Origin of the sequence: Saliphagus sp. LR7 (assembly GCF_003344565.1) — an archaeon.
GTDB lineage: Archaea > Halobacteriota > Halobacteria > Halobacteriales > Natrialbaceae > Saliphagus > Saliphagus infecundisoli.
Genome location: NZ_QPND01000008.1, coordinates 41,438 through 63,745, shown reverse-complemented (window position 1 = coordinate 63,745; position 22,308 = coordinate 41,438). Strand labels below are relative to the sequence as shown.

The 22,308-nt window shown below is 68.0% G+C and carries 19 protein-coding genes; 6 read left to right on the top strand and 13 right to left on the bottom strand.

Annotation, left to right across the window (positions count from 1 at the left end; translation table 11 throughout):
• Positions 1-89 precede the first annotated feature (89 nt).
• Positions 90-944: an S-methyl-5'-thioadenosine phosphorylase gene (gene mtnP, locus DVH23_RS12475; RefSeq protein ID WP_114577760.1), complete on the top strand. Its 855-nt coding sequence runs from the start codon at positions 90-92 to the stop codon at positions 942-944.
• On the opposite strand, the gene DVH23_RS12470 is transcribed toward mtnP, so the two are convergent.
• Genes DVH23_RS12470 through DVH23_RS12460 form a run of 3 tightly spaced genes read right to left on the bottom strand, consistent with a single transcriptional unit; the run spans position 941 to position 5,957 of the window.
• The gene (locus tag DVH23_RS12470) at positions 941-2,044 is read right to left on the bottom strand and encodes a ScpA family protein (RefSeq protein WP_114577759.1); all 1,104 of its coding nucleotides are present in this window, start codon (positions 2,042-2,044) and stop codon (positions 941-943) included. The two genes, mtnP and DVH23_RS12470, sit on opposite strands and share 4 nt — an antisense overlap.
• Positions 2,037-5,612, bottom strand: a complete 3,576-nt coding sequence (smc, locus tag DVH23_RS12465) for a chromosome segregation protein SMC (RefSeq protein WP_114577758.1) — start codon at positions 5,610-5,612, stop codon at positions 2,037-2,039. Before smc ends, DVH23_RS12470 begins: the two co-directional genes overlap by 8 nt.
• A 33-nt stretch (positions 5,613-5,645) precedes the next feature.
• Complete coding sequence (locus tag DVH23_RS12460; RefSeq protein ID WP_114577757.1) at positions 5,646-5,957, bottom strand: hypothetical protein; 312 nt, start codon at positions 5,955-5,957, stop codon at positions 5,646-5,648.
• 108 nt (positions 5,958-6,065) lie between these two features.
• Here DVH23_RS12460 and gatB point away from each other — a divergent pair, with 108 nt between their 5' ends.
• A complete protein-coding gene (gene gatB, locus DVH23_RS12455) occupies positions 6,066-7,565 on the top strand; it encodes an Asp-tRNA(Asn)/Glu-tRNA(Gln) amidotransferase subunit GatB (protein ID WP_114577756.1) in 1,500 nt (499 codons plus the stop codon).
• A 31-nt stretch (positions 7,566-7,596) separates the two neighbouring features.
• Here gatB and arsB read toward each other — a convergent pair whose 3' ends face one another.
• The 4 genes from arsB to aroE all read right to left on the bottom strand — a co-directional run bounded on the left by arsB (position 7,597) and on the right by aroE (position 10,616).
• On the bottom strand, positions 7,597-8,757 hold the full coding sequence (arsB, locus tag DVH23_RS12450) for an ACR3 family arsenite efflux transporter (RefSeq protein WP_114577755.1): 1,161 nt from the start codon (positions 8,755-8,757) through the stop codon (positions 7,597-7,599).
• A gap of 30 nt (positions 8,758-8,787) precedes the next feature.
• Positions 8,788-9,225: a low molecular weight phosphatase family protein gene (locus DVH23_RS12445; protein ID WP_114577754.1), complete on the bottom strand. Its 438-nt coding sequence runs from the start codon at positions 9,223-9,225 to the stop codon at positions 8,788-8,790.
• On the bottom strand, positions 9,222-9,617 hold the full coding sequence (locus DVH23_RS12440; RefSeq protein WP_114577753.1) for a metalloregulator ArsR/SmtB family transcription factor: 396 nt from the start codon (positions 9,615-9,617) through the stop codon (positions 9,222-9,224). Before DVH23_RS12440 ends, DVH23_RS12445 begins: the two co-directional genes overlap by 4 nt.
• Positions 9,618-9,818: 201 nt before the next feature.
• The gene (gene aroE / locus DVH23_RS12435) at positions 9,819-10,616 is read right to left on the bottom strand and encodes a shikimate dehydrogenase (protein WP_114577752.1); all 798 of its coding nucleotides are present in this window, start codon (positions 10,614-10,616) and stop codon (positions 9,819-9,821) included.
• Positions 10,617-10,733: 117 nt separating this feature from the next.
• Here aroE and DVH23_RS12430 point away from each other — a divergent pair, with 117 nt between their 5' ends.
• Positions 10,734-11,783 carry a glycoside hydrolase family 88 protein gene (locus tag DVH23_RS12430; RefSeq protein WP_114577751.1) on the top strand — a complete coding sequence of 350 codons (1,050 nt, stop codon included), beginning with the start codon at positions 10,734-10,736 and terminating at the stop codon, positions 11,781-11,783.
• Between the two features lie 71 nt (positions 11,784-11,854).
• Here DVH23_RS12430 and DVH23_RS12425 read toward each other — a convergent pair whose 3' ends face one another.
• Both DVH23_RS12425 and DVH23_RS12420 read right to left on the bottom strand, forming a co-directional pair.
• On the bottom strand, positions 11,855-12,304 hold the full coding sequence (locus DVH23_RS12425; RefSeq protein WP_232833756.1) for a universal stress protein: 450 nt from the start codon (positions 12,302-12,304) through the stop codon (positions 11,855-11,857).
• 126 nt (positions 12,305-12,430) lie between these two features.
• Positions 12,431-12,814: a hypothetical protein gene (locus tag DVH23_RS12420; protein WP_232833755.1), complete on the bottom strand. Its 384-nt coding sequence runs from the start codon at positions 12,812-12,814 to the stop codon at positions 12,431-12,433.
• A gap of 267 nt (positions 12,815-13,081) precedes the next feature.
• Between DVH23_RS12420 and DVH23_RS12415 the strand changes: the two genes are divergently transcribed.
• Positions 13,082-15,562, top strand: a complete 2,481-nt coding sequence (locus DVH23_RS12415) for a DNA topoisomerase I (protein WP_114577750.1) — start codon at positions 13,082-13,084, stop codon at positions 15,560-15,562.
• Here DVH23_RS12415 and DVH23_RS12410 read toward each other — a convergent pair.
• The 4 genes from DVH23_RS12410 to DVH23_RS12395 all read right to left on the bottom strand — a co-directional run bounded on the left by DVH23_RS12410 (position 15,559) and on the right by DVH23_RS12395 (position 19,394).
• Complete coding sequence (locus DVH23_RS12410; RefSeq protein WP_114577749.1) at positions 15,559-17,127, bottom strand: MATE family efflux transporter; 1,569 nt, start codon at positions 17,125-17,127, stop codon at positions 15,559-15,561. The genes DVH23_RS12415 and DVH23_RS12410 overlap by 4 nt on opposite strands.
• 68 nt (positions 17,128-17,195) lie before the next feature.
• Positions 17,196-17,792 carry a 2Fe-2S iron-sulfur cluster-binding protein gene (locus tag DVH23_RS12405; RefSeq protein ID WP_114577879.1) on the bottom strand — a complete coding sequence of 199 codons (597 nt, stop codon included), beginning with the start codon at positions 17,790-17,792 and terminating at the stop codon, positions 17,196-17,198.
• Between the two features lie 169 nt (positions 17,793-17,961).
• On the bottom strand, positions 17,962-18,546 hold the full coding sequence (locus DVH23_RS12400; protein WP_114577748.1) for a cysteine hydrolase family protein: 585 nt from the start codon (positions 18,544-18,546) through the stop codon (positions 17,962-17,964).
• Positions 18,543-19,394, bottom strand: coding sequence for a YqcI/YcgG family protein (locus tag DVH23_RS12395; RefSeq protein ID WP_114577747.1), 852 nt, complete (start codon positions 19,392-19,394; stop codon positions 18,543-18,545). Before DVH23_RS12395 ends, DVH23_RS12400 begins: the two co-directional genes overlap by 4 nt.
• Before the next feature lie 89 nt (positions 19,395-19,483).
• Between DVH23_RS12395 and DVH23_RS12390 the strand changes: the two genes are divergently transcribed.
• On the top strand, positions 19,484-21,640 hold the full coding sequence (locus DVH23_RS12390; RefSeq protein WP_198667923.1) for a beta-glucosidase: 2,157 nt from the start codon (positions 19,484-19,486) through the stop codon (positions 21,638-21,640).
• 39 nt (positions 21,641-21,679) lie between these two features.
• Entirely contained in the window at positions 21,680-22,291 is a 612-nt protein-coding gene (locus DVH23_RS12385; protein ID WP_114577746.1) for a DJ-1/PfpI family protein, read from the top strand.
• Positions 22,292-22,308: the final 17 nt, after the last annotated feature.

The following is a 22,308-nucleotide window of genomic DNA, read 5'->3' as shown; positions in this document are numbered from 1 at the left end:
CCGCCCGTTTGCGATCCCCCACGTAAATTGTTCCGGTTGCGAGGACAGTGACCCGTAGCGTTTACTTCCCGGACTCGGTAGGATGGGCCATGACCATCGGCGTGATCGGCGGCAGCGGCGTCTACGAGGCGCTCCCACTCGAGAACACCCGGACGGAGTCGGTCTCGACGCCCTACGGCGAGCCGAGCGACGAGGCGACGATCGGCGACCTGGCGGGCCGGGAGGTCGTCTTTCTCCCGAGACACGGCGAGGCCCACCGCCACACCCCTACCGAGGTCCCCTACCGCGCGAACGTCTACGCGCTGAAGTCCCTCGGCGTCGATCGCGTGATCTCGACGAACGCCGTCGGCAGCCTTCGAGAGGACCTCCCGCCCCGAACCCTCGTGATTCCTGACCAAACGTTCGACCGGACTAAACACCGCACACCCACCTTCTTCGGCGACGGGATGGTCGTCCACATGGGGTTTGCCGAACCCTACTGCCCCGCGCTGGCCTCCCATCTCGCCGAGAGCGCCCGTGAGGCCACCGAAACCGGGATCGAGGAGGGCGGTACCTACGTCTGTATCGAGGGCCCCCAGTTCTCGACGCGCGCCGAAAGCGAGTTCTACCGCTCCCAGGGGTGGGACGTCGTCGGCATGACCGCGATCCCCGAAGCGAAACTCGCCCGCGAGGCCGAAATAAGCTACGCGACCGTCGCCGGGATCACCGACTACGACGTCTGGAAGGAGGACTCCGAGGTCACCCTCGGGGAGGTCTTGGAGAACGCCGCGGAAAACCGCGAGGCGATGAACGCGACCATCGAGCGCGCGATCCGGACGATGCCCGCCGACTTCGAGAGCGACGCTTGGACGGCCCTCGAGGGAACGATCAACACCCCGACCGAGGCGATTCCCGACGAAACGAAGGATCGGGTCGAGTTGCTCGCCGGAGAGTACCTCGACTAACCGGCGATCGCTTCCTCGGGGTCGGCCTCGGTCGGCGCCTGCTGGACCCAGAGGTCGCCGAACAGTTCGTCCTGGTCCAGGTGGAGCCGTCCCCGGTGGGCCAAGAAGAGCACGGCGAGGTAGCTCATCACCCGCGAGCCGCCGACCTCGGCGATCTCGGCGAACAGGACCTCCGAGCGCCCGCGCTCGTACTGGGTTTCGAGGGCTCCCTCGACGTCCTCGATCACGTCCTCGATGTCCTCGCCGTGGGCGGTGTGGGTGACGTCGTCGGCCGTGGGCTCCTCGTCCACCCGGAGTTCGTCGCCGGAGTGGTAACTCAGCTCCTGAGTCCCGCGGCTGTACCCCTGCGGGGAGTCACTGGTGTCGTAGGTCCGGGACTCCTTCCACCACGACCCCCGCTCTGCGTCCCGGAGCTCCCGGACGAGTTCGTCGAGCGTCTCGGGGCTTCCCCGGGCCTGTTTTCGCTCGAGCCGGCGATCCATCTCGGCCTCGAGGCGCTCGACCGGATCGAAGCCTCCGGCGTCGGCGGGCTCGCCACCTTCCATCCCGCCCATCGGGGCCTCCCACGGCGGGAGCTCCTCCTCGTCGGGTTCGTCGGGGTCGAACAACACGTCACTTTTCATCCGCAGAAGGACGCTTGCATAAAAGAGCGCCCGCCCCGACGTCCGGAGATCGGCCTCGTCGAGCGCCGAGAGAAAGCGATCCGTGACCCGGACGATGTCGATGTCCCAGGGGTCGATCTCGCCCTCCTTCGCGAGCGAGACCAGGAGCTCGACGGGTTCGACGTCTTCCCCGTCGGCGTCCTCGCCCTCAGTTTCGGACTCCTCGGAGCCCGCGTCGAACTCGAGGGCCGTCCCCTCTCCCGGCGGCTCGCGCTCCTCGTGGCCGGCGATCGAGAGCGGGATCTCCTCCGAGTCGTCGGCGTCCTCGCCCGTCGCGTCGTCGGGCCGACCCGAGCCGTCCGCTCTCAGCCACTTCCTTTCTCGCGGCTCACTCCGTTCCCCACTCGACTTACTGGAGTCGCTGCGCGACTCCCTCTCTCGCGGCTCGGTACCCTCGCCGCTCGGCCTATTGGAGCCACTACGTGGCTCCCTAGTCATCGGCCGGAACCTCCATCTCCCCGCTCAGATCGATCCCGGTCACCGCGCTCACGTTGTTCTCCTGCATCGTGACGCCGATGGCGCGCTCCGAGCGATCCAACATCGCGGAGCGATGGGAGACGACGACGAACTGGGCCTCCTCGGCCAGGTCGTCGACCATCTCGCCGACCCGGTCGGCGTTGACCGCGTCGAGGAAGGCGTCGATCTCGTCGAGAGCGTAGAACGGAGCGGGGTTGTGTCGCTGGATCGCGAAGATAAAGGCGAGGGCGGTCAGCGATTTCTCGCCGCCGCTCATCGCGTCCAGGCGCTGGATCGGCTTGTCGCCGGGCTGGGCCTTCATCGTCAGTCCGCCCTCGAAGGGATCGGCCTCGTCTTCCAACTGGAGACTGCCGGTCCCCTCCGAGAGCGTCTCGAAGATCTCCGTGAAGTAGCCCGCGATCGCCTCGTAGCTCTCCATGAACGTCTCCTTCTTCCGGGCCTCGTAGCGGTCGATCCGATCGCGGATCGCGTCGGCCTCGGAGACCAGCGTCGCCCGACCCTCCTCTAAGCTCTCCAGATCCTCGCTGACCTCGTCGTACTCCTCGATCGCGAGCATGTTGACGGGTTCGAGGGCCTCCATGTCGCCTTCGAGCAACTCGAGCATCTCGACGACCGTCTCGTGATCGGGAACCTCCTCGGCGTCGTACTCACCGACTTCGACCTCCAGATCCTCGATCTCGCCCTCCAGGCTCCGGACCCGGCCGCGGTAGCTCTCGAGTTTGCCCTCGAGTTCGGTGACCCGGTCCTGCTGGTCGTCCCTGGCCTCCTTGGCCCCGGCGAGTTCCTCCTTGAGCTCCGTGCGTTCCCCTTTGAGCTCGGTCAGCTCCTCCTCGAGGTCGGCGACGGCCTCCCGCTTTTCGTCCAAGAGCTCGCGTTGCTCCTCGATCCCGTCCTCGAACTCCTCGATTTGCTCCTCTAGCTCCGCCTTCCGGTTTTGGGCGGTCTCGATCTCGTCGTGGAGCTCCTCGACTGCTTCCTCGGCGTACTCCTGTTCTAAGCGCAACTCGTTCAGTTCGCCATCGAGTTCGTCGATCCGCCCCTCGCGGTCGTCGATCTCGCCCTCGATGTCCTCGATCTCGGCGGTGAGCTCAGGAATCTTCGAGTCCGCGAGTTCTTCCTCCAGGTCGGCAATTTCGTCCTCCAACGCCTCGATCTCCCCGGTCTTTTCGTCGATCTCCCCCGAGATCTCGGTCATCCGCTCGTCGACCTCCTCGCGTTCGTCCTCCAGCTTTTCGAGTTCGTCCTCCAACTCCTCGATCTCCTCTTCGAGCTCCTCGCGTTCCTCGGCGACGCGCTCGAGTTCGCTCTCGATCGACCGGACCTCGTCGGCGGCGTCGCTCCGGCGTTCTCTGGCGTCGTCGAGGCGTTCCTCGACGTCCCGGAGATCGTCGCGTACCTCCTTGCGTTCCTCCTGGAGTTCGGTGATCCGGGCGGCGACGCGCTCTAACTGCCCCTCGCCGCCGCCGGTAAAGGAGTACCGAGAGCCCTTCCGGGAGCCGCCGGTCATCGCGCCGCTTTTCTCGACGAGATCGCCGTCGGTGGTGACCATCCGGTAGTCGCCCATGTACGACCGGGCGGTCTCGATGTCGGAGACGACGAGGGTGTCCCCGAGGACATAGGAGAAGATCCCCGCGTACTGGGGGTCGAACTCGACCAAGTTGTACGCGAAGTCCACGACCCCTGGGTCCGAGGGCGCCTGCGGGAGCCCCCGCTCGTGCATCTCGGTCATCGGGAGGAAGGTTGCCCGGCCCGCGTTCCGGGATTTGAGGTAGTCGATCCCGTGCTGGCCGACGCCGTCGTCGTCGACGACGACGTTCGCGAGCCGACCCCCTGCTGCGGTCTCACAGGCGACCGCGTACTCGCTGGGGACGGTCCCCAACTGGGCGACCGCGCCGTGGACGCCCTCCATCCCGGCGTTGAGGATCGTCGTCACCGCGCGGCCAAAGGAGGAGTCGCCGCTTTCCTCGGCGTTCGCCTCGAGCTCGGCGTACTCCTGTTGGGCGGCCTGGATCTCGTCGTCGAGTTCGTCGACGTCGCTCTGGAGCCGGCGTTTTTCGGCGGTGAGGTCGGAGACGACCTCTGCGATGTTCTCCCGGTTCGTCTCGGCCTTCGAGAGCTCCCGCTCCAGGTCCTCGCGGCGCTCCTCGAGTTCGGGAAGCCGCGCCTCGGCCTCCTCGATCGCCTCCTCGGCCTCGGTCACGGCGTTCGATCGCCGCCGGGCCTCGTCCAAGAGGCGGTCCTGCTCGCGCTGGAGTTCGTTTCGCTCGGTCTTTGCCTCCTCGAGGACTTCCTTCCGGTCGGCCAGATTGTCCTTCAACTCGTCGAAGGCAGTGTCGACCGCCTCGATCTCGGCTTCGAGTTCCTCCAACCGCTCCTCGCGCTCTTGAATCTCCGAACGGATCGAGGCCTTCTGGAGCTTTATCTCGCGAGTCTCTCCCTCCAGCTCCTCGAGACGCTCCTGTTTCCGGTCGATCTGGACGAACGCCTCCCGCCGGTCTCCCTCGGCGTCCTCGATCTTCTCTTCGTGGGATTCGATCCGGTCTTCGAGTCGGGAGAGATCGCCTTTGACCTCCTCGATCTCGCCTTTGATCCGGAGCTGTTCGTCCTCTCCCTTGCGCTCGATCTCGGCGTTCAAGTCCTCCAAGTCCTCCTGGAGGCGGACCACTGCTCCCTGGCGCTCGTCGAGTTCCCGCCGGCGTTCTTCGAGTTTTTCCTCGAGTCCGGAGACGCGGCTCCGGGCCTGCTCTAGGTCCTCGCGTTTGTCCTCGAGTTCGCTCGCCTTCCGGTAGCCCTCGTAGGTCTCGCGTTCCCGGCGGAGCCGGCGGTATCGGAGGGCGGTCCGGCGTTCGTCCTCGAGTTGCTCGAGCCGATCTCGCTTCTCCTCGATCCGGAGTTCGGCCTCATCGATCCGTTCCTGGACGGTGGCGAGTTCCTCGAAGGCGTCTTCCTTTTTCGCGTCGAACTCCGCGACGCCGGCGATCTCGTCGATGATCTCCCGGCGGGCGCGCGGGGTCATGTTGATGATCTCGGTGACGTCGCCCTGCATGACGACGTTGTACCCCTCGGGGGTGACTCCGGCCTGGGCGAGTAGGTCCCGGATGTCGGCGAGGTTCACCGAGCGGTCGTTCAGGTAGTAGTAGGAGTAGTAGTTGTCCTCGGTCTCCTTGACCCGCCGGCGAATGCGGATCTCGCTTACGTCGCCGACGTCGTCGCTGCCCGCGGCGCTGACGACCTGGGAGCGATCGAGGGTGCGGTCGTCGTTTGCGAGGACGACCTCGACGCTGGCTTCGCGGGCGCCCCCCTTTCGGTCGCCGTCCTCGTGACCGGGGTTGTAGATGAGGTCGGTGAGCTTCTCCGCGCGGATTCCCCGCGTGCGGGCCAGGCCGAGCGCGAACAGGACCCCGTCGATGATGTTCGACTTCCCCGAGCCGTTCGGGCCGGTGACGACCGTGAAGTCCTCGTAGAAGGGGATCTTCGTCCGCCGCCCGAAGCTCTTGAAATCGTCTAGGATGAGCGCCTTGATGTGCATTCTCGTCGGCTCCGTGGTCCGCCGGGTCGCTGGTTATGCGACGATAATGTCGCTCGTACCTGAGTCTTCCGTTTCCGCCTCCTCGTCTTCGTCCTCGTCGTCGAACGGGGTCTCGGTCGACACCGATTCGGTCCGGGTCGGGGCCGTCTCGCCGCCGACGTCGTCCTCCCCATCCTCTCTCCCTTCGCGGCGCTCGGGCACCCTCGTCGGCGCGTCGGTGTCGAGTTCGGCCTCGAGCACGCGGATCCGCTCTTTGGCCTCGACGAGTTCGTCGGTGAGTCCTCCCACCGTCGACTGCATCTCCTCGACGGTTCGCTCGAGCTCTTCGACGCGATTGGCTGGCATATCGCCTAGGGACCCGTCCGCGTACTTAAACGTGAGTCAGACACGTTCAATTCGACTTACAGGACCGCCTCCGGTAACTTTTCCCTTCCCCGCCTCGAACCCGCGTCAATGACCGCTCGAACCGTCCAGCGGGGCGAAGGCGACCTCGTCACCGTCATCGGCCTCGAGGTCCACGTCCAACTCGAGACCGAAACGAAGATCTTCTGTGGCTGTCCGACCGAGCCCGCCGACGAACCGAACGAGAACGTCTGTCCGGTCTGTCTGGGTCTGCCCGGTGCCCTCCCCGTCCTCAACGAGGGCGCCGTCGAATCGGCCGTCAGGATCGGGAAGGCGATCGACGCGACGATCCCCGAGGAGACCCGATTTCACCGCAAGAACTACTACTACCCCGACCTCCCGAAGAACTTCCAGATCACGCAGTACGACGAGCCGATCTGTGCCGACGGCGAACTCGAGATCACCGTCGAGGGCGACCGCCGGACCGTCACCATCGAGCGCGCGCATCTGGAGGAAGATCCCGGAAGCCTCCAGCACGTCGGCGGCGGCGGGGGAATCGACAGCGCGGAGTACACCCTCGTCGACTACAACCGCGCCGGCGTCCCCCTGATGGAGATCGTGACGGCACCGGACTTCCGCTCGCCCGCCGAGGTCCGGGCCTTCCTCGCCGAACTCACCGAGGTCCTCGAGTATCTGGGCGTGTTCGACGCCGAGCGCGACGGCAGCCTCCGGGTGGACGCCAACCTCTCGATGATTCCCGGCGAGGAGATCGAGGGCGACGCCACGGAGATCGGTACCGACGCACTGGAAGCCGCGAACCGCACCGAGGTCAAGAACATCTCGAGTCACAGGGGCGCCGAGAAGGCCCTGGCCTACGAGGAGACCCGCCAGAAGAACGCGATCGAGCGCGGGCGCGCGATCGAACAGGAGACCCGCCACTGGGACGAGTCCCGCGGAATCACCGTCTCGATGCGCTCGAAGGAAGAGGAGAAGGACTACCGCTACTTCGAGGAGGCCGACCTCCCGCCCCTGCGGGTCGCCGACTGGAAGGAGGAGATCTCGATCCCCGAACTCCCCAGCGCCCGCCGCGAACGCTTCCAGGGGGAGTACGGCCTGAGCGAGGAGGCGGCCTCGAAGCTCACCTCGAGGAAGGAGGTCGCGGACTTCTACGAGGACGTCGCCCGGGAGTACGACCCCGACCTCGCGGCGACCTGGGTCGCAGACGAGTTGCTCGGCGAACTCAACTACCGCGGGACCGAGATCACCGCGGTCGAGGACAGGTTAGCGGAGGTCCGGCGACTGATCGCCCTCGTTGCCGACGAAGAGATTACCGCCAAGAACGCAAAGGAGGTCGTCCTCCGGGGGATGCTCGACGACGGCGACGATCCGGAGACGATCGTCTCCCGCGAGGACCTCGGCAAGACCGACGAGGGCGAGGTCCAGCGGGCGGTCGAGGAGGCCATCGAGGACAACCCCGAGGCCGTCGCGGACGTCGAAGGGGGCGACGACGGCGCGATCAACTTCCTGGTCGGCCAGGTGATGGGCAAGACCGGCGGCAGCGCCGACCCCGGCGAGGTCAACCGGCTGCTCCGGGCTGAAATCGAGGGCTGAGACGACGATTCGGGTTCTCCGACGGCGTTCGTCAGTCGTCCTCGGAGACGGCCGACGTGGAGGGGATCGACTTCTGTGGGGCCGTTTCGCCCCAGTCCAGCCGACGCCGGAAGTAGAGCGCGACGTTGACCAGCGCGAGCAACACGGGGACCTCGATCAGGGGCCCGACGACCGTCGCGAAGGCGACGCCCGAGCCGACGCCGAAGACGGCGACCGCGACGGCGATCGCCAGCTCGAAGTTGTTCGAGGCGGCGGTGAAGCCGATCGCGGTCGTCGTCGAGTAGTCCGCGCCGATCCCTCTCCCCATCCCGAAGCTCACGAGGAACATCGCCACGAAGTAGATCGTCAGCGGGACGGCGATCAGGAGCACGTCGCCGGGCGCGGCGACGATGGCCCCGCCCTGGGTCGCGAACATCACGACGACGGTAAACAGGAGCGCGACCAGCGTCAGCGGATCGATCCTCGGGACGACCTCCTCGTCGTACCACGCCTCGCCTCTCGCCCGTGTCCCAGCGTAGCGGGTCAGGTATCCGCCGACGAACGGAATGCCCAGGAAGATTACGATCGCCCGGAACACCTGGGCCGGCGTGACGTCAAACGTCTCGATGCCGGCGACGAGGGTCTCCATGCCCAGAAGCGGCGGGAGGAAGAGCCCGAACAGCCAGACGTAGGCCCCGTAGGTCAGGATCTGGAAGAGGCTGTTGAACGCGACGAGACCGGTGACGTACTCGGTCGAGCCCTCGGCCAGCTCGTTCCAGACCAGCACCATCGCGATACACCGAGCCATTCCGATGAACACGAGTCCGAGGAAGTAGTCGGGACGGGCGGGGAGGCCGGGAACGACGCCGCCGAAGAAGACCACCGCGAGGGCGAACATCAAGGTCGGCCCGATGAACCAGTTCTGGACGAGGCTCAGCCCCAACACGCGCCAGTTGCGGAACACGGTCGGGAGCCGGGAGTAGTCGGCCTTCGCCAGCGGCGGGTACATCATGAGCACGAGCCCGATCTCGACTAAGTGAAGGTCCTGGATCGGTTCCGTCACCGACGGGGCGGCGAAACCGAGCCCGACGCCGACGGCCATCGCCCCGAAGATCCAGAGGGTGAGGTACTTGTCGAGGAAATCCATCGACCGCGGGTCGCCACAGCTCGCACAGTCACAGTCCGGGCCGTGGACGTGTGTGGCGTCGCTCATTCCGCTCCTCCCGATTCGTCCGGCTCTGGATCAGGCAGGCCCGTCCACCTCGGCTTCGATCTCGTCGAAGAGATCGTGGACCCGCCCGCGGATCTCCGCTCGAATCTCCCGGACGGTCTCGAGGCCTTCCTCGCCGGGGTCGTCGAGCGCCCAATCCCTGACCTCGACGGCCGCGGCGTCGAGTTCGAGCGTCGAACAGCCCATCGTGGCGACGTAGGTACAGGACTCGAGTTCGGCCGTCGTGATCTCCCGTGGCGTCCGCCCTTCGAGGTCGATCCCCTCCTCGGCCATCGCCTCGACGACGACGTCGTGGACGTGCTCTGCGGGACGAGTGCCGCCGGTGAGGAGTTCGACCTCTTCCTCGAGCCCCCGCTCCCGGCGCTCCCGCTCGGCGAACGCGGTCGCCATCTGGCTCCGGCCGGCGTTGCGGACGCAGACGAAGGCCACGCGAAGGCGCTCGTCCGTCATCGCTCCCCCCTGGTTCCGTCGAGCGCCTCGAGGAGCGCGGTGGCCCGCTCGGTCGGCTCGTAGTAGTGCCAGGTGCCGTCCTTGCGACGCGCGATGAGGCCGGCGTCGTACAGGTCCGAGAGCGCGTGGCTCACCGCGCTGTCGCTGACGTCGAGGACGGGCGTGATCTCACAGACACAGAGCTCGCGCCCGGCGGCGGCGAGCAGGCGGACGATCGTGTAGCGGGTGTCGTTGCCCAGGGCCTTGAGCGCCGCCCGGTCCGTCGCGGCGTCCGGGGGGAAGGCGGCGACCAGCCCCTCGAGGGTCTCGACGTGCGTCTCGAGGTCGTCGTCACAGCACTCGCATTCCCGACCGTCGACGAGGCGCTCGAGGCGTTCGGATCGTTGTCCCATGATTGAGTAGATGAACACTCATTCATATGGATGTTGTGGACTCCGGATTGGGGGGACCGAGGCCGCTCGGCACCCCGTACTCCGCCGGGTAGACGGCTGCTGTGCTGTGGACGGGGTGTGTCCGGAGGTCGAGCCCGACCGAGACCGGGAGAACCGGCGCGGGAAGTCGTCGATGCCGGGGTAGCGGGGCGTCGGCGGTAGTTAAAGGTGTGCGCGCAGCGCCTCGTTCATCGTTTCGACCGGCGCCTCCCGACCGGTCCAGGTCTCGAAGGCCTCGACGCCCTGGAACAGCAACATCCAGGCGCCGTCGACCGTCTCCGCGCCCGCGGCCGCCGCGTCCCGGAGGAACCGAGTCTCGAGGGGCGTGTACACCGCGTCGAACGCCACCAGGTCGGCGTGCCAGGCGTCGGCGGGGGCGACCGACTCCTCGGACTCCAGCCCGACGCTGGTGGCGTTGGCGACGACGTCAGCCTCGGCCATCAGGTCGGGGAGGGAGTCGAGTCCGTGGCCGGTCGCGCCGGGAACGTCCTCGGCGAGGTCGTGGGCGCGCGAGGCGGTCCGGTTCGCGACTGCCACCTTGGCACCGGTCTCCTCGAACCCGAACGCGAGCGCGCGGGCGGCTCCTCCGGCGCCGACGACGACGGCGCTCGCGCCCTCGAGGTCGACGTCGTGATGTTCGAGCGCCCGCATCGCGCCCGAGAGGTCGTAGTTGTAGCCCCGGACGCGCTCGCCGAAGTCGATCGTGTTGACCGCGCCGACCCGTTTGGCCCGGTCATCGGGCTCGGAAAACGCGAGGGCGTCACCCTTGAACGGGAGGGTGACGGTCAGCCCGGAGACGCCCAGGGCCTCCGCGCCGCCGAAGGCCTCCTCGATCCGGTCGGGGTCGGCCTCGAAGGTGACGAAAGCGGCATTGATCCCCAGCTCGTCGAAGGCGGCCTGGTGCATCGGCGGCGACAGCGAGTGGGAGACGGGGTTTCCGATGATTCCGTAAACGTCCATGGCTGTGCTGTATCTCAAACGGGGATCCAAAACGGCTTCGGTGCCTGCGAAGCGCACATCCCGGCGAGGATTCCGGAGACGTCCACACTTATGAGCCAGTCGCTCACACGCTCGGGCATGGTCGAACAACGGTCGCTCGAGGAGCTGGTACCGACGGTCGCCGACTACACCCTCGAACTCGACTTCGAGGAGTTCATCCAGGGCGAGCGCCCGATGGTCCTTCGGGGACTGCTCGCGACTGACGACGACGAACACACCGAGATCGCCGAACGGTACGTCGATCGGGCGGTCCGCTCGCAGTCGAGTGCGGGCCAGATGGCCTACGGATCGATCGACGTCGTCCCCGAGTGGGACGAACACCGGATCTTCCGTCCGGTACCCGACGCGGGCGCCGTGGCCTACCTCGCCCTGGAGGTCTACGAGAACGATGGACCGGAGTTCTATCTCGACGCCTGTCGCCGCCAGTTCGAGTCCTTCCACGAGGAAGCCCTGCGGACCACGGAGGGAGGACTCTCCCATCACACCGAGGAGATCGAGCTCTGGATCGACGCGGTCTACATGATGTGTCCGTTCATGGCCCGCTACGGCCAACTCGCCGACCGTCCGGAGGCGATCGACGAGGCCGTCGATCAGATCCTCGTCCACGACGACCGCCTTCGGGATCTCCACACCGATCTCTACAGACACATCTGGCGCGAGACGCCCAACAGCTACCCGGACGGCTCGCTCTGGCTCCGGGGCAACGGCTGGCTCGCGACGGGCGTCCTCGATACCCTGCGATACGTCCCCGATGACCACCCCGAACGCGACCGTCTGGAGGAACTTCTCGTGGACCACCTCGAAAGCATGGCGGAGTACCAGGACCGCAGCGGCTTCTGGCACCACCTCATCGACGACCCGAGCATGTACCTGGAGACCTCGGGCACCCTCCAGTACGCCTTCGCGTTCGTCGAGGCCGTCGAGCGCGGACTGCTCGACGACGACTACCTCGAGACCGCCGAGCGCGCGATCGGTGCCGCCAAGACCGTCGTCACCGACGACGGCGCGGTCCAGCGAAACGCGGCGATGCCCGGCGGTCCCGAGGCCCCCCAGGCGGTCAACCTCTACGGCCAGGGCTGGTTCCTGATCACCGGGACGCGCCTCCTCGAGTCGGAGATCGACGCCTGATCACGGGGGTCCAGGACGGATCCGTGCCCTCGGGACTCGAGGAAGGCAGCCGAAGGGAAACCGCCGGTCGATCAGGCGGCGTCGACCGCCCCGTCGGGCCGGACCGTCACGACCGGGACCGGCGCCGTACTGACGACCTTGTCGGTAGTGCTCCCGACGATGCGGCGCTCGAACCCGCTCCGTCCCGCCGTCCCCATCACGACCATGCTCGCGTCGGTCTCGGCCGCGTAGTCGGCGATCTCCTCGGCGGGGATGCCGGTCTTGACGACGGCCTCGGCGTCGAGGCCCGCCGACCGGGCGGCCTCGGCGAGTTCTTCTGCCCACTCCGCGGCGATCTCGGTTACCTCCTCGCTGGTCTTCCCGGGGCCGGCGCCGATCGACGAGCGGTGTGTCATGCTCGTGTCGCCGACCGAGAGCGCGTGGACCGTCGCGCCGGACTTCCTGGCGAGATCGAAGCCGACGTCGGCGGCGTTGTCCGCGTACTCGCTTCCATCCGTCGGGATAATCACGATATCACTCACTGTTCGACACGACTATCGCTGCGAACCCCGGACGTATAACCATTTCTCCGGGGTCCGGTCACTCGGCCGAACCGCCCGCGAGTCGTGAGCCTGCCGGACGCGGGGAGCCCAACGCGGCCGACCGCGCTACGGGCGGTCGACCGACGGCGAGGAGAGCCGGGGCTCGGGGATCTCCTCGGTCGACCGGAACTGCTCGAGGAGGGACTCCACTTCCTCGAAGTCCTCCCCGAGAACGACGTCGCCGCTCCGGAGGTCGTAGTCGACGACGGCGTGGTCGGCGAGCATGGGGAGGTGGGTGTGGACGAGTGAGACGTGGACCGACCGGCGCGCCGACTCGGGGACAGTCTCGGTCGGCTCCTCGCGCTCCCAGGCGGCGATCCGGGCCGCGAGTTCGGGGACGCTGGCGTAGTCGGTTCCCGAGAGGAGATAGAGCAGGTACCGACGCCGGCGATCACCGAGCAGGGTGTAGATCGCGTCCATCCGGTCACCGTCGTTCGTCCACGATGCCATGTCCCCCGAAACGCACCGACGGCTATTACACCTGACGCCAAAACAGATTGGGTCCCCCGTTCCCCTCCGGCGGTCGAATCGCCGGGTCGAACTCGCAGTCGGGTCATGGCGATCGACGCGGGAATCCCGGCCGGTTCCGGCGCCCGCGAACGCGCGCACACCCGCGCAGTCTCCCGGTTTCGTCGGCGTTTCGGCGAAAGGGTTATGCGGGATACGGGCGTATCGCTCGCCAATGACCGACAGCCGGCTACCGGGAGGTGAACCGGTGTGGAGCTGATCGTCACCGAGAAGGACAACGCTGCGAGACGGATCGCCGACATCCTGAGCGGGGAGAGCTACGACTCGAGCCGGGAGAACGGGGTCAACGTCTACGAGTGGGGGGGCACGCGCTGTGTGGGTCTCTCGGGCCACGTCGTCGGCGTCGACTTCCCGCCCGAGTATTCGGACTGGCGCGACGTCGAACCCGTCGAGTTGATCGACGCCAGCGTCGAGAAGACCGCGACCAAGGAAAACATCGTCGCCACCCTCCGTATCCTCGCCCGCCAGGCCGAGGAGGCGACGATCGCGACCGACTACGACCGCGAGGGCGAGTTGATCGGGAAGGAGGCCTACGAGATCATCCGGGAGGTAGACGGGGAGATGCCGATCCGTCGCGTGCGCTTCTCCTCGATCACCGAAAACGAGGTCCGGAGCGCCTTCGCCGAACCCGAGGAGCTCGACTTCGATCTGGCGGCCGCCGGCGAGGCCCGCCAGACGATCGACCTCGTCTGGGGCGCTGCACTCACGCGCTTTCTCTCGCTGTCGTCAGGCCAACTCGGCAACGACTTCATCTCGGTGGGGCGGGTCCAGTCGCCCGCACTGAAGCTGCTGGTCGATCGCGAACGCGAGATCCAGGCGTTCGATCCCGAGTCCTACTGGGAGATCGTCGCCGACCTGGAAAAGACCGAGGGCGGCGAGGACTTCGAGTCCCAGTACTTCTATCTCGACGAGGAGGGCAACGAGGCGGAACGAGTCTGGGAGGAGGAGGCCGCCGACGCCGCAACCGCCGATCTGGAGGGTGCGACGACGGCGACGGTCGTCGATGTCGACCGCCGGAGCCGGACCGACGCACCGCCAGCGCCGTTCAACACGACCCAGTTCATCCGCGCGGCGAGCGCGATCGGCATCTCGGCAAAGCGAGCCATGAGCATCGCCGAGGACCTCTATACCGCAGGCTACATCACCTATCCCCGGACCGACAACACCGTCTACCCCGACGACCTCGATCCCGAGGAGCTGCTGGGGGAGTTCTCGGGCCACCCGACGCTGGGTGAGGACGCCGACTCGCTGCTCGAGAGCGAGGAGATCGAGCCCACCGAGGGCGACGAGGAGACGACCGACCACCCGCCGATCCACCCGACCGGCGAGATTCCGACTCGAGGCGACGTCGACGACGACGAGTGGAAGGTGTTCGAACTCGTCGTCCGGCGCTTTTTCGCGACCGTCGCCGACGACGCCCGCTGGGAGCACCTCCGCGTCGAGAGCGAGGCCGCCGGCCGGTCGCTGAAGGCGAACGGCAAACGGCTGGTCAAGGCGGGCTACCACGCCGTCTACCCCTACTATTCGACGAGCGAGAACTACGTCCCCGACGTCGAGGTCGGGGAGGAGCTGGCCGTCGGCGAGGTCGAGTGTACGGGCAAGGAGACCCAGCCCCCGCGCCGATACGGCCAGTCGCGGCTCATCGAGACGATGGAGGGGATGGGGATCGGGACGAAGGCGACCCGTCACGAGATCATCCAGAAGCTCTACGACCGGGGCTACATCGAGAGCGATCCGCCCCGGCCGACACAGCTGGCGATGGCTGTCGTCGAGGCCGCAGAGGAGTTCGCCGACCGGGTCGTCAGCGAGGAGATGACCGCCCAACTGGAGGCCGACATGGACGCCATCGCGAGCGGCGAGGCCGAGCTCGAGGACGTCACCCAGGAGTCCCGGGAGATGTTAGAAGAGATATTCGAGAACCTCGCGGACTCCCGGGAGGAGATCGGCGACCACCTCCGGAAGTCCCTGAAGGCGGACAAGCGGTTGGGACCCTGCCCCGAGTGTGGCGAGGACCTCCTGGTTCGCCGGAGCCGCCACGGTTCGTACTTCGTCGGCTGTGACGGCTACCCCGACTGCGAGAACACCCTGCCCCTGCCCTCGACGGGGAAGCCGCTCATCCTCGAAGAAGAGTGCGACGAGCACGGGCTCCACGAGGTGAAGATGCTCGCCGGCAGACAGACGTTCGTCCATGGCTGTCCGCTCTGTAAGGCAGAAGAGGCCGGCGAGGGACCAGTGCTGGGGGAGTGTCCCGACTGTGGAACGCAAGAGGGTGGAGAACTCGCCGTCAAGACCCTCCAGAACGGCTCCCGGCTCGTCGGCTGTACCCGCTACCCCGACTGCGAGTACTCGCTTCCGCTCCCGCGGCGCGGGGAGATCGAGGTCACCGACGACCGCTGTGAGGAACACGACCTCCCCGAACTGCTCGTCCACAACGGCGAGGAACCCTGGGAGCTGGGCTGTCCGATCTGTAACTACCGGGAGTTCCAGGCCAGAGAGAACGGCTCGGAACTCGAGGCCATAGAGGGGGTCGGCGAGAAAACGGTCGAGAAGCTGGCGGCGGCCGGCATCGAGAGCATCGAGGACCTCTCGACGGCGGACCCCGACGCGATCGCCGACGACGTAGAGGGGGTCAGCGCCGACCGGGTGCGTGGCTGGCAGGCGAAGGCTTAGTCCTCGGCGCTCGCTGCCGGCGCCGGACCTTTCTCCTCGCGGTCTATGTAGGCTTCCTTCCAGGTCCCCCGCGAGAACCAGGCGACGCCGACGATCGCACCCAGGATATTGCCGACGGCCATCCCGACCCAGACCCCGCTCTCGTCCCACCCGAACACGAAGACGAGCGCGAAGACGCTGGCCACCCGGCCGACCCACAGCGTCAGCATCGAGATGACCATCGCGATCTTGGTGTTGCCGGCGCCCCGGAACCCGCCGAGGATCACCTGGGTGACGCCGATGAAGGCGAACTCGACCGACCGGGTTCGGACGTACTCGACGCTGTGGGCGATCGTCTCCGGGGCGTCGGGCACGTCCCCGAGGAAGACGCTCACGATCGGTTCGGTGAAGACGGCCATCACGACGGCGACCAGCAACATGACGCCGGCGCCCGTCGCGGCCGCGAGCCGGACCGCGCGTGCGGCGCGATCGCTCCGGCCCGCGCCCAGGTTCTGGCCGACCATCGTGTCGATCGCCCGCCCCAATCCCATCGCGGGGAGAAAGACGAGCGAGATCAGCCGGTTGCCCAGGCCGTAGGCCGCCACGACGGGCGGCGAGAAGGTGACGATCATCGCGGTCAGCGTGATCATCGCCATCGCGCTCGTGGTCTGTTCGACCATCGTCGGCACCCCGAGGCGAACGATGTCGGCGATGAACTCGAGGTCGGGCGCCAGGTGTCCGAGCTCCACGTTCGGCCCGCGTGTGGTGGCAAAGAGCAGCCAGAGCCCGATCACGGTCGCGATCCCCCGGGCGAGGATCGTCGCCGCCGCGGCGCCCTCGATCCCCCACCCCGCGAAGCCGACCGAGCCGTACAGCGAGGCCTCGACGGCCGCGAAGTCGACACCGAGCGGGGCGGCGTCGAGCCAGACGAACAGGGGGTTGCCGGAGAATCCGAAGATGAAGAAGGGGTCGAGGACGACGTTCGCGAGGACGCTCACGGCCATCACGACCATCGGCGTCCGGGTGTCGCCGTAGCCGCGCATGAGCGCCGAGAAGACGAAGAAGCCGAACATCAGCGGGATCCCCACGAAGAAGACCTCCATGTAGTCGGCCGCCAGCGGGATGACCTCGGCGGCCGTGTCGGCGTCGCTCGGGAGGAGCTCGAGGGCCGGGCGGGTGTAGAAGTAGCCGCCGACCCCGATGACCACCGAGAGGAGGCCGACGAAGGTGAACGTCTGTCCGGCGACCAGTCCCGCCGAGCGATCGCCCTCAGCGCCGGTGTACTGGGCGACGAGGATCGCCCCCGCGGCGGTGAACCCGCCGGCGATGGCGATCAGCAGGAAGATCAGCGGGAAAGCGAGGCTGACCGCGCCGACTGCGTCGGCCGACAGCCGGCCGAGGTAGAGCGTGTCGACGACGTTGTAGGTGACCTGCAGCAGCTGGATGACGACGATCGGCCAGGCCAGCCGAAACAGCGGCCGGACGAGACTGCCCTCGGTGATCGACTCGTCGTCGGGGCCGTCGCTTTCCGGCGGCGAACCCGCCGTAGACCGGTCGCGGTCCGGCCCGTCGGCGTCGTCGCTCACTGGCTTTCGAAACGAAACGTCAGGGGATCAACGTTGTGATTCGATCCGGGGGTGCGAGAGAACCCGGCCTACGGCGTCTCGTTGGTCTCGATCGAGAACTCGCCGCGGGGGTAGGCGACGCAGGTGAGCACGTAGCCGTCGCTCATCTCGTTCTCGTCGAGCATCTGCTGGTTGTCGTGTTCGACGAGGTCGTTCGCGTCGCCGTCGACCCGGGCGCCACAGGAGACACACGACCCCTCTCTACAGGCGTAGGGGAGGTCCCAGCCCTGCTCTTCGCCCTGGTCGAGGAGAGGCTCGTTGTTCGCGACCTCGATCGTCTCGCCTTCCTTGACCCACTCGACCTCGTAGTACTCGATCTCGTCCTCGGGGATGTCGCCGGGACCCGAGGCGGTGGCTCCGTCCCCCTCGCTCCCTTCGCCCTCCTCGCCCTCGGCGAGTTCGCCGCCGGCCTCGCCTCCGCCGACCGCGACGGCGCCGCCGCCCCCGATCGAGCGGTTCATCGGCTCGGGGAAGTCGGTCTCGGGGACCGTCTCCGCACGACGCTCTAAGACCTCCCCGGAGAGGTCCTCGCTCGGGGTCCAGGGCGTCCCCTTCAGGTAGTGGAGGACGACGGCCCCGACGGCCAACGCGACGCCGATGAGAAACGCGGTCGCGCTGAACTCCATCGTCCCTTCGGTGCCGCCCCCCGCGGCGGCGACCGTCGTGGCGATCCCGAGTGCGCTGATCTCCATATGGCTCGCGTTTGGGGCAGGTGGTTTAACTGTATTGTGTTTCACTCAGAGGGTCGGTTGTACCGACGTCCGGGTGATCGCCGGTAACGGACTACGACCGACCCTATCGGAGGAGGTCGGCCGCCGCGACGACAGTCGCGAACTCGCCTTCGAGCTGGGCGAGGGCCGTTCGGTGGACGAGGTCGGCGTCGAACCGCTCGCCCGCCAGCTCCCGGCCGAAGGTCGCGGTCGCATCCCGGACCACGCGGACGTCGAACCCGCGGTTCTCGGCCATCCGCGCGGTCGTCGAGACGCAGTGGTCGGTCGTCAGTCCACAGACGACGACCTCCCCGATCGCTCGCTCGCGGAGCCAGTCCTCGAGGCCGGTCCCGACGAACGCGCCGTTGACCCGTTTCTCGAAGACGGTCTCGCCCTCGCGGGGGGAGAGTCCCTGCTTGAACGCGAATCCCGAACTATCGCCCCGCAGCGGCGAGTCCGGTTCGGTCGAGTCGTGGCGGACGTGAATCACGGGGAGTCTCCGCTCGCGCCAGTTCTCGAGGAGGTCCCGGGCGACCGCCTCGGCGTCGGGGTTGTTCCGCTCGCCCCACGAGGGATCGTCGAACCCCCGCTGGAAGTCGACGAGAACGAGCGCCGGTCCCGGGCGGTCGTCGCCCTCGTGTCCGCTCCGACCTCTCCGTCGGTCGGTCATCGCGCCCTCGACGGGTCGGTCGCGTTGCCGTCGGGCTCGCCGGTCGAGTTCTCCCGGCGGAGACGGTCGGACTTGGGATGCTCGCGGGTGGTCGTGATCGGGCACTCCTCGGGGAACTGGTCGTCGTCGGCCGAGAACATGTACTGGACCCACTCGCGGTCGCCCTCGACGCCCCAGTCGCCCAGATCGGCGTGGGGACAGACGCCGTCGTACTCCGAGAGGCGATCCTGGATGACGTCCCGGGCGCGCTGGCCGGCCTCGGTGTCGGCGGTGACGTCGAGGCCCTCGAACAGCGCCCGAGGCTGGAAGGTAATTTCGAGACCGACCGGACAGTAGCGACTTCGGCGCTCGTCGTAAAAGGGTGCCCGGCAGGTCGGAAACATCGGCTCGCCCGAAAAGGAGAACTCCCAACGGGGATCGTCGGGGTCGGTGGGGATCGCCTCGGGCCAGGGCTCGGGATCGTGGACGTGGAGGAACTGGAGGATATGCCAGAGGGTTTCGTGGTACTCGGCCTCCGAGAGCTCCCGAGATGGCGGGCGAAAGAAGGCGACCAGCGACGCACGGTCGCTGTGGTCGGGCCAGACCTCGAGGTACTCTAGGAGAACGCGGCCGAGGTCGAGCAGCGCGTCCTTGTCGGTCGTCGAGGGGACGACTGTATAGAGCGGTTCGCCGTCCCGGACCGATTCGGCGCCGAAGAAACAGGGAAACGGGTTTTCGGTTCGCTCGCCCAGCAGCGCCCCACGGAACGTCCGCCAGTGAGCGCCGACCCAGTCCGGGGCCTCCCCGGATTCGACCCACGCGGCGAGGGTCTTCTGGTCCATGAGCCGCCCCGCGCCGGCTTCGTCCATGTTCGACGTGCGGGTCGCAGCGGGCTTGTATCCTTCGCCCGCTCGACACGACCATCGGGATTTATCCTGACAGTGGACCCAACGGGGGTATGGACGGACGCCGGACGAGCGAGACGGTCGAGAGCCTCCTCGACGACCTCACCCGCGAGGAGAAACTGGATCTCGTACGGGGCGCACCCGACCCCGAGGGAACGTCGACGGGTTACCTCCCCGGAGTTCCCCGGCTTGACGTCCCGCCCTTGCGGCTGGTCGACGGGCCGATGGGGATCCGGGCGGGCGGCTTCGAGGACCCACTGGCGGCGACGGCGTTCCCGGCCTCGATCTCGCTGGCCGCGACGTTCGACCCCGAACTCGCCCGCGAGCAGGGGGCGGCGATGGCCCGCGAGGCGAAGGCCCGCGGCCAGGACGCGGTCCTCGGGCCGGGCGTCAATCTCATTCGAGTCCCGCAGGGCGGGCGCAACTTCGAGTACCTCTCGGAGGAGCCGACGCTTTCGGCGGCCCAGGCGGGGGCGGTCGTGCGGGGGATCCAGGGCGAGGACGCCATCGCGACGCCGAAACACTACGTCGCGAACAGCCAGGAGACGGATCGGGTGACCGTGAGCAGCGAGGTCGACGAGCGAACCCTGCGGGAACTCTACCTCCCCGCGTTCCGGGCGGCAGTCGACGCCGGCGCGGGCTCCGTGATGACCGCCTACAACCGGATCAACGGGATCGACGCCAATGATCACGCCCATCTGATCCGGGACGTTCTCAAGGAGGAATGGGGTTTTCAGGGATACACCGTCTCGGACTGGTTCGCCACTCGGGACGCCGCGAGCGCGGCCAACGGCGGCCTCGACCTCGAGATGCCCGGAACGTCGGTCCGGGAGGCGTTCGGCGAGTACGAGGGCGAACCCGACCTCGACGCCATCGACCCTGGCGGGATGCCCGGCCCCGACCAGGGCGGGGTCTTCGGCGCTGATCTCGCGGTGGCCATCGAGGAGGGCGAGGTCCCCCTCGAGCGCCTCGACGACATGGTCGCCCGCGTCCTGCGCGCGATGGAGGAGATCGGGTTGCTCGGGGACCCGCGGCCGACGACCGAACGCCCGGATCGCGAGGGCGCGATCGACACCGACGACCACCGCGCGCTCGCCGAACGGATCGCCGTCCGTGGGACGGTCCTGCTCGAAAACGACGGGGTCCTCCCGCTTGCAGACGACGCGGACGTCGCGTTGATCGGTCCGAACGTCGACGGCGCGACCCTCGGCGGCGGGGGCTCCTCGGCGGTGACCCCCGTCCGCGAGCGCAGTCCGGCGACCGCGTTCTCCGACCGGGAGCCCTCGGTGACCGTCGAGGAGGGGCTCCCACCGGTCGAGGGCGCGGACCTGTTCGACCTGTTCGACGGCGACGGCGAGGAGGAGGTGGAGTCGGACGGCCGGGAGCCGAAAATGGACGATGCGGTCGCGGCCGCCGAGCGAGCGGAGGTCGCGGTCGTGGTCGTAGGGGACACGACCACCGAGGGCCGGGATCGCGAGGACCTCCGGCTTCCCGGCCGCCAGGACGAACTCGTCTCCCGCGTCGCCGACGCCGGGGGGCGGACGGTCGTCGTCGTCAACTCCGGTGGCCCCGTCGAGGTGCCCTGGCGCGAGAAGGTCGACGCGATCGCCGCGGCGTGGTACCCCGGCCAGGCCGACGGCGCGGCGCTGACCGCCGTCCTCTACGGCGACGAGGAACCGGGCGGGCGGCTCCCGGTGACGTTCGCTCCCGAGGGGGAGTATCCCACGAGCGACGAGCGCCGGTATCCGGGCGTCGACGGCGAGGCTCACTACGAGGAGGGACTCTTCGTCGGCTACCGCCACTTCGACGCGGCCGACGCCGAGGCGACCTACCCCTTCGGCCACGGCGAGTCCTACGCCGAGTTCGCCTACGGCGAGCCCGAACTCGTCGAGGGCGACCGAGCGGGACCGGGAGTCGCGGTCCGGGTACCCGTCGAGAACGTCGCCGACCGGCCTGGCCGGGAGGTCGTGCAAGTTTACGTCCGTCCGCCCCGGAACGACGACCGGCCGGTCCGGGAACTCGCCGGCTTCGCCTCCGTCGAGATCGGCGCCGGCGAGGAGCGGGCGGTCGAAATGGGCCTCGAGGGCAGGGCCTTCTCGCGGTGGGATGGCGAGGAGGGGTGGACGGTCGATCCCGGAACCTATACCGTCGAGGTCGGCCGCTCCTCGGGCGATCTCCGGACGACGGTTGCCGTCGAGATCGAGCCGTAGATGCCGTAGCTACTTCGTGTCCCCGCCCGACGGGAGGATATGGACGTCTCGACCGTCGCGATTGCCGTCTTCGAGGGCGTCGAGGAACTAGACGCGATCGGCCCCTACGAAACCTTCTCGGTCGCCGGGGACTCCGGCGGCGACCTCAACGTTTCTCTCCGGACGCTCGAGCCCACCGATCGGGTGACCTGCGCCCACGGCCTCCGGATCGAGCCGGACGGCGAACTGTCCGGCGGGGCGGACCTGATCGTCGTCCCGGGCGGGGGCTGGACGTCGGGAGAGGGTGGCGTCCGGACCGTCGTCGAGAACGGCCGCCTGCCGGCGGCTCTTGCCGACTGGTTCGAGGCGGGAAGGGAGGATCGGATGATCGCGTCGGTCTGTACCGGCGCGATGGTCCTCGCCGAGGCGGGGGTGCTCGACTGCCGTCCGGCCACGACCCACGCGAGCGCGCTCTCGGACCTGCGCGAAACCGGCGCCGAGGTCGTCGACGCCCGGGTCATCGACGACGGCGACCTGCTCACCGCCGGCGGCGTCACCGCGGGGATCGATCTGGCACTCCATCTCGTCGCCCGGATCTGCGGCGACGACGTCGCGCGGGCGACGGCGACGACGCTCGAGCACGACCGGCCGAGCGACGTCTACCGGTCCTGAGTCTCCTCCCGTACGTG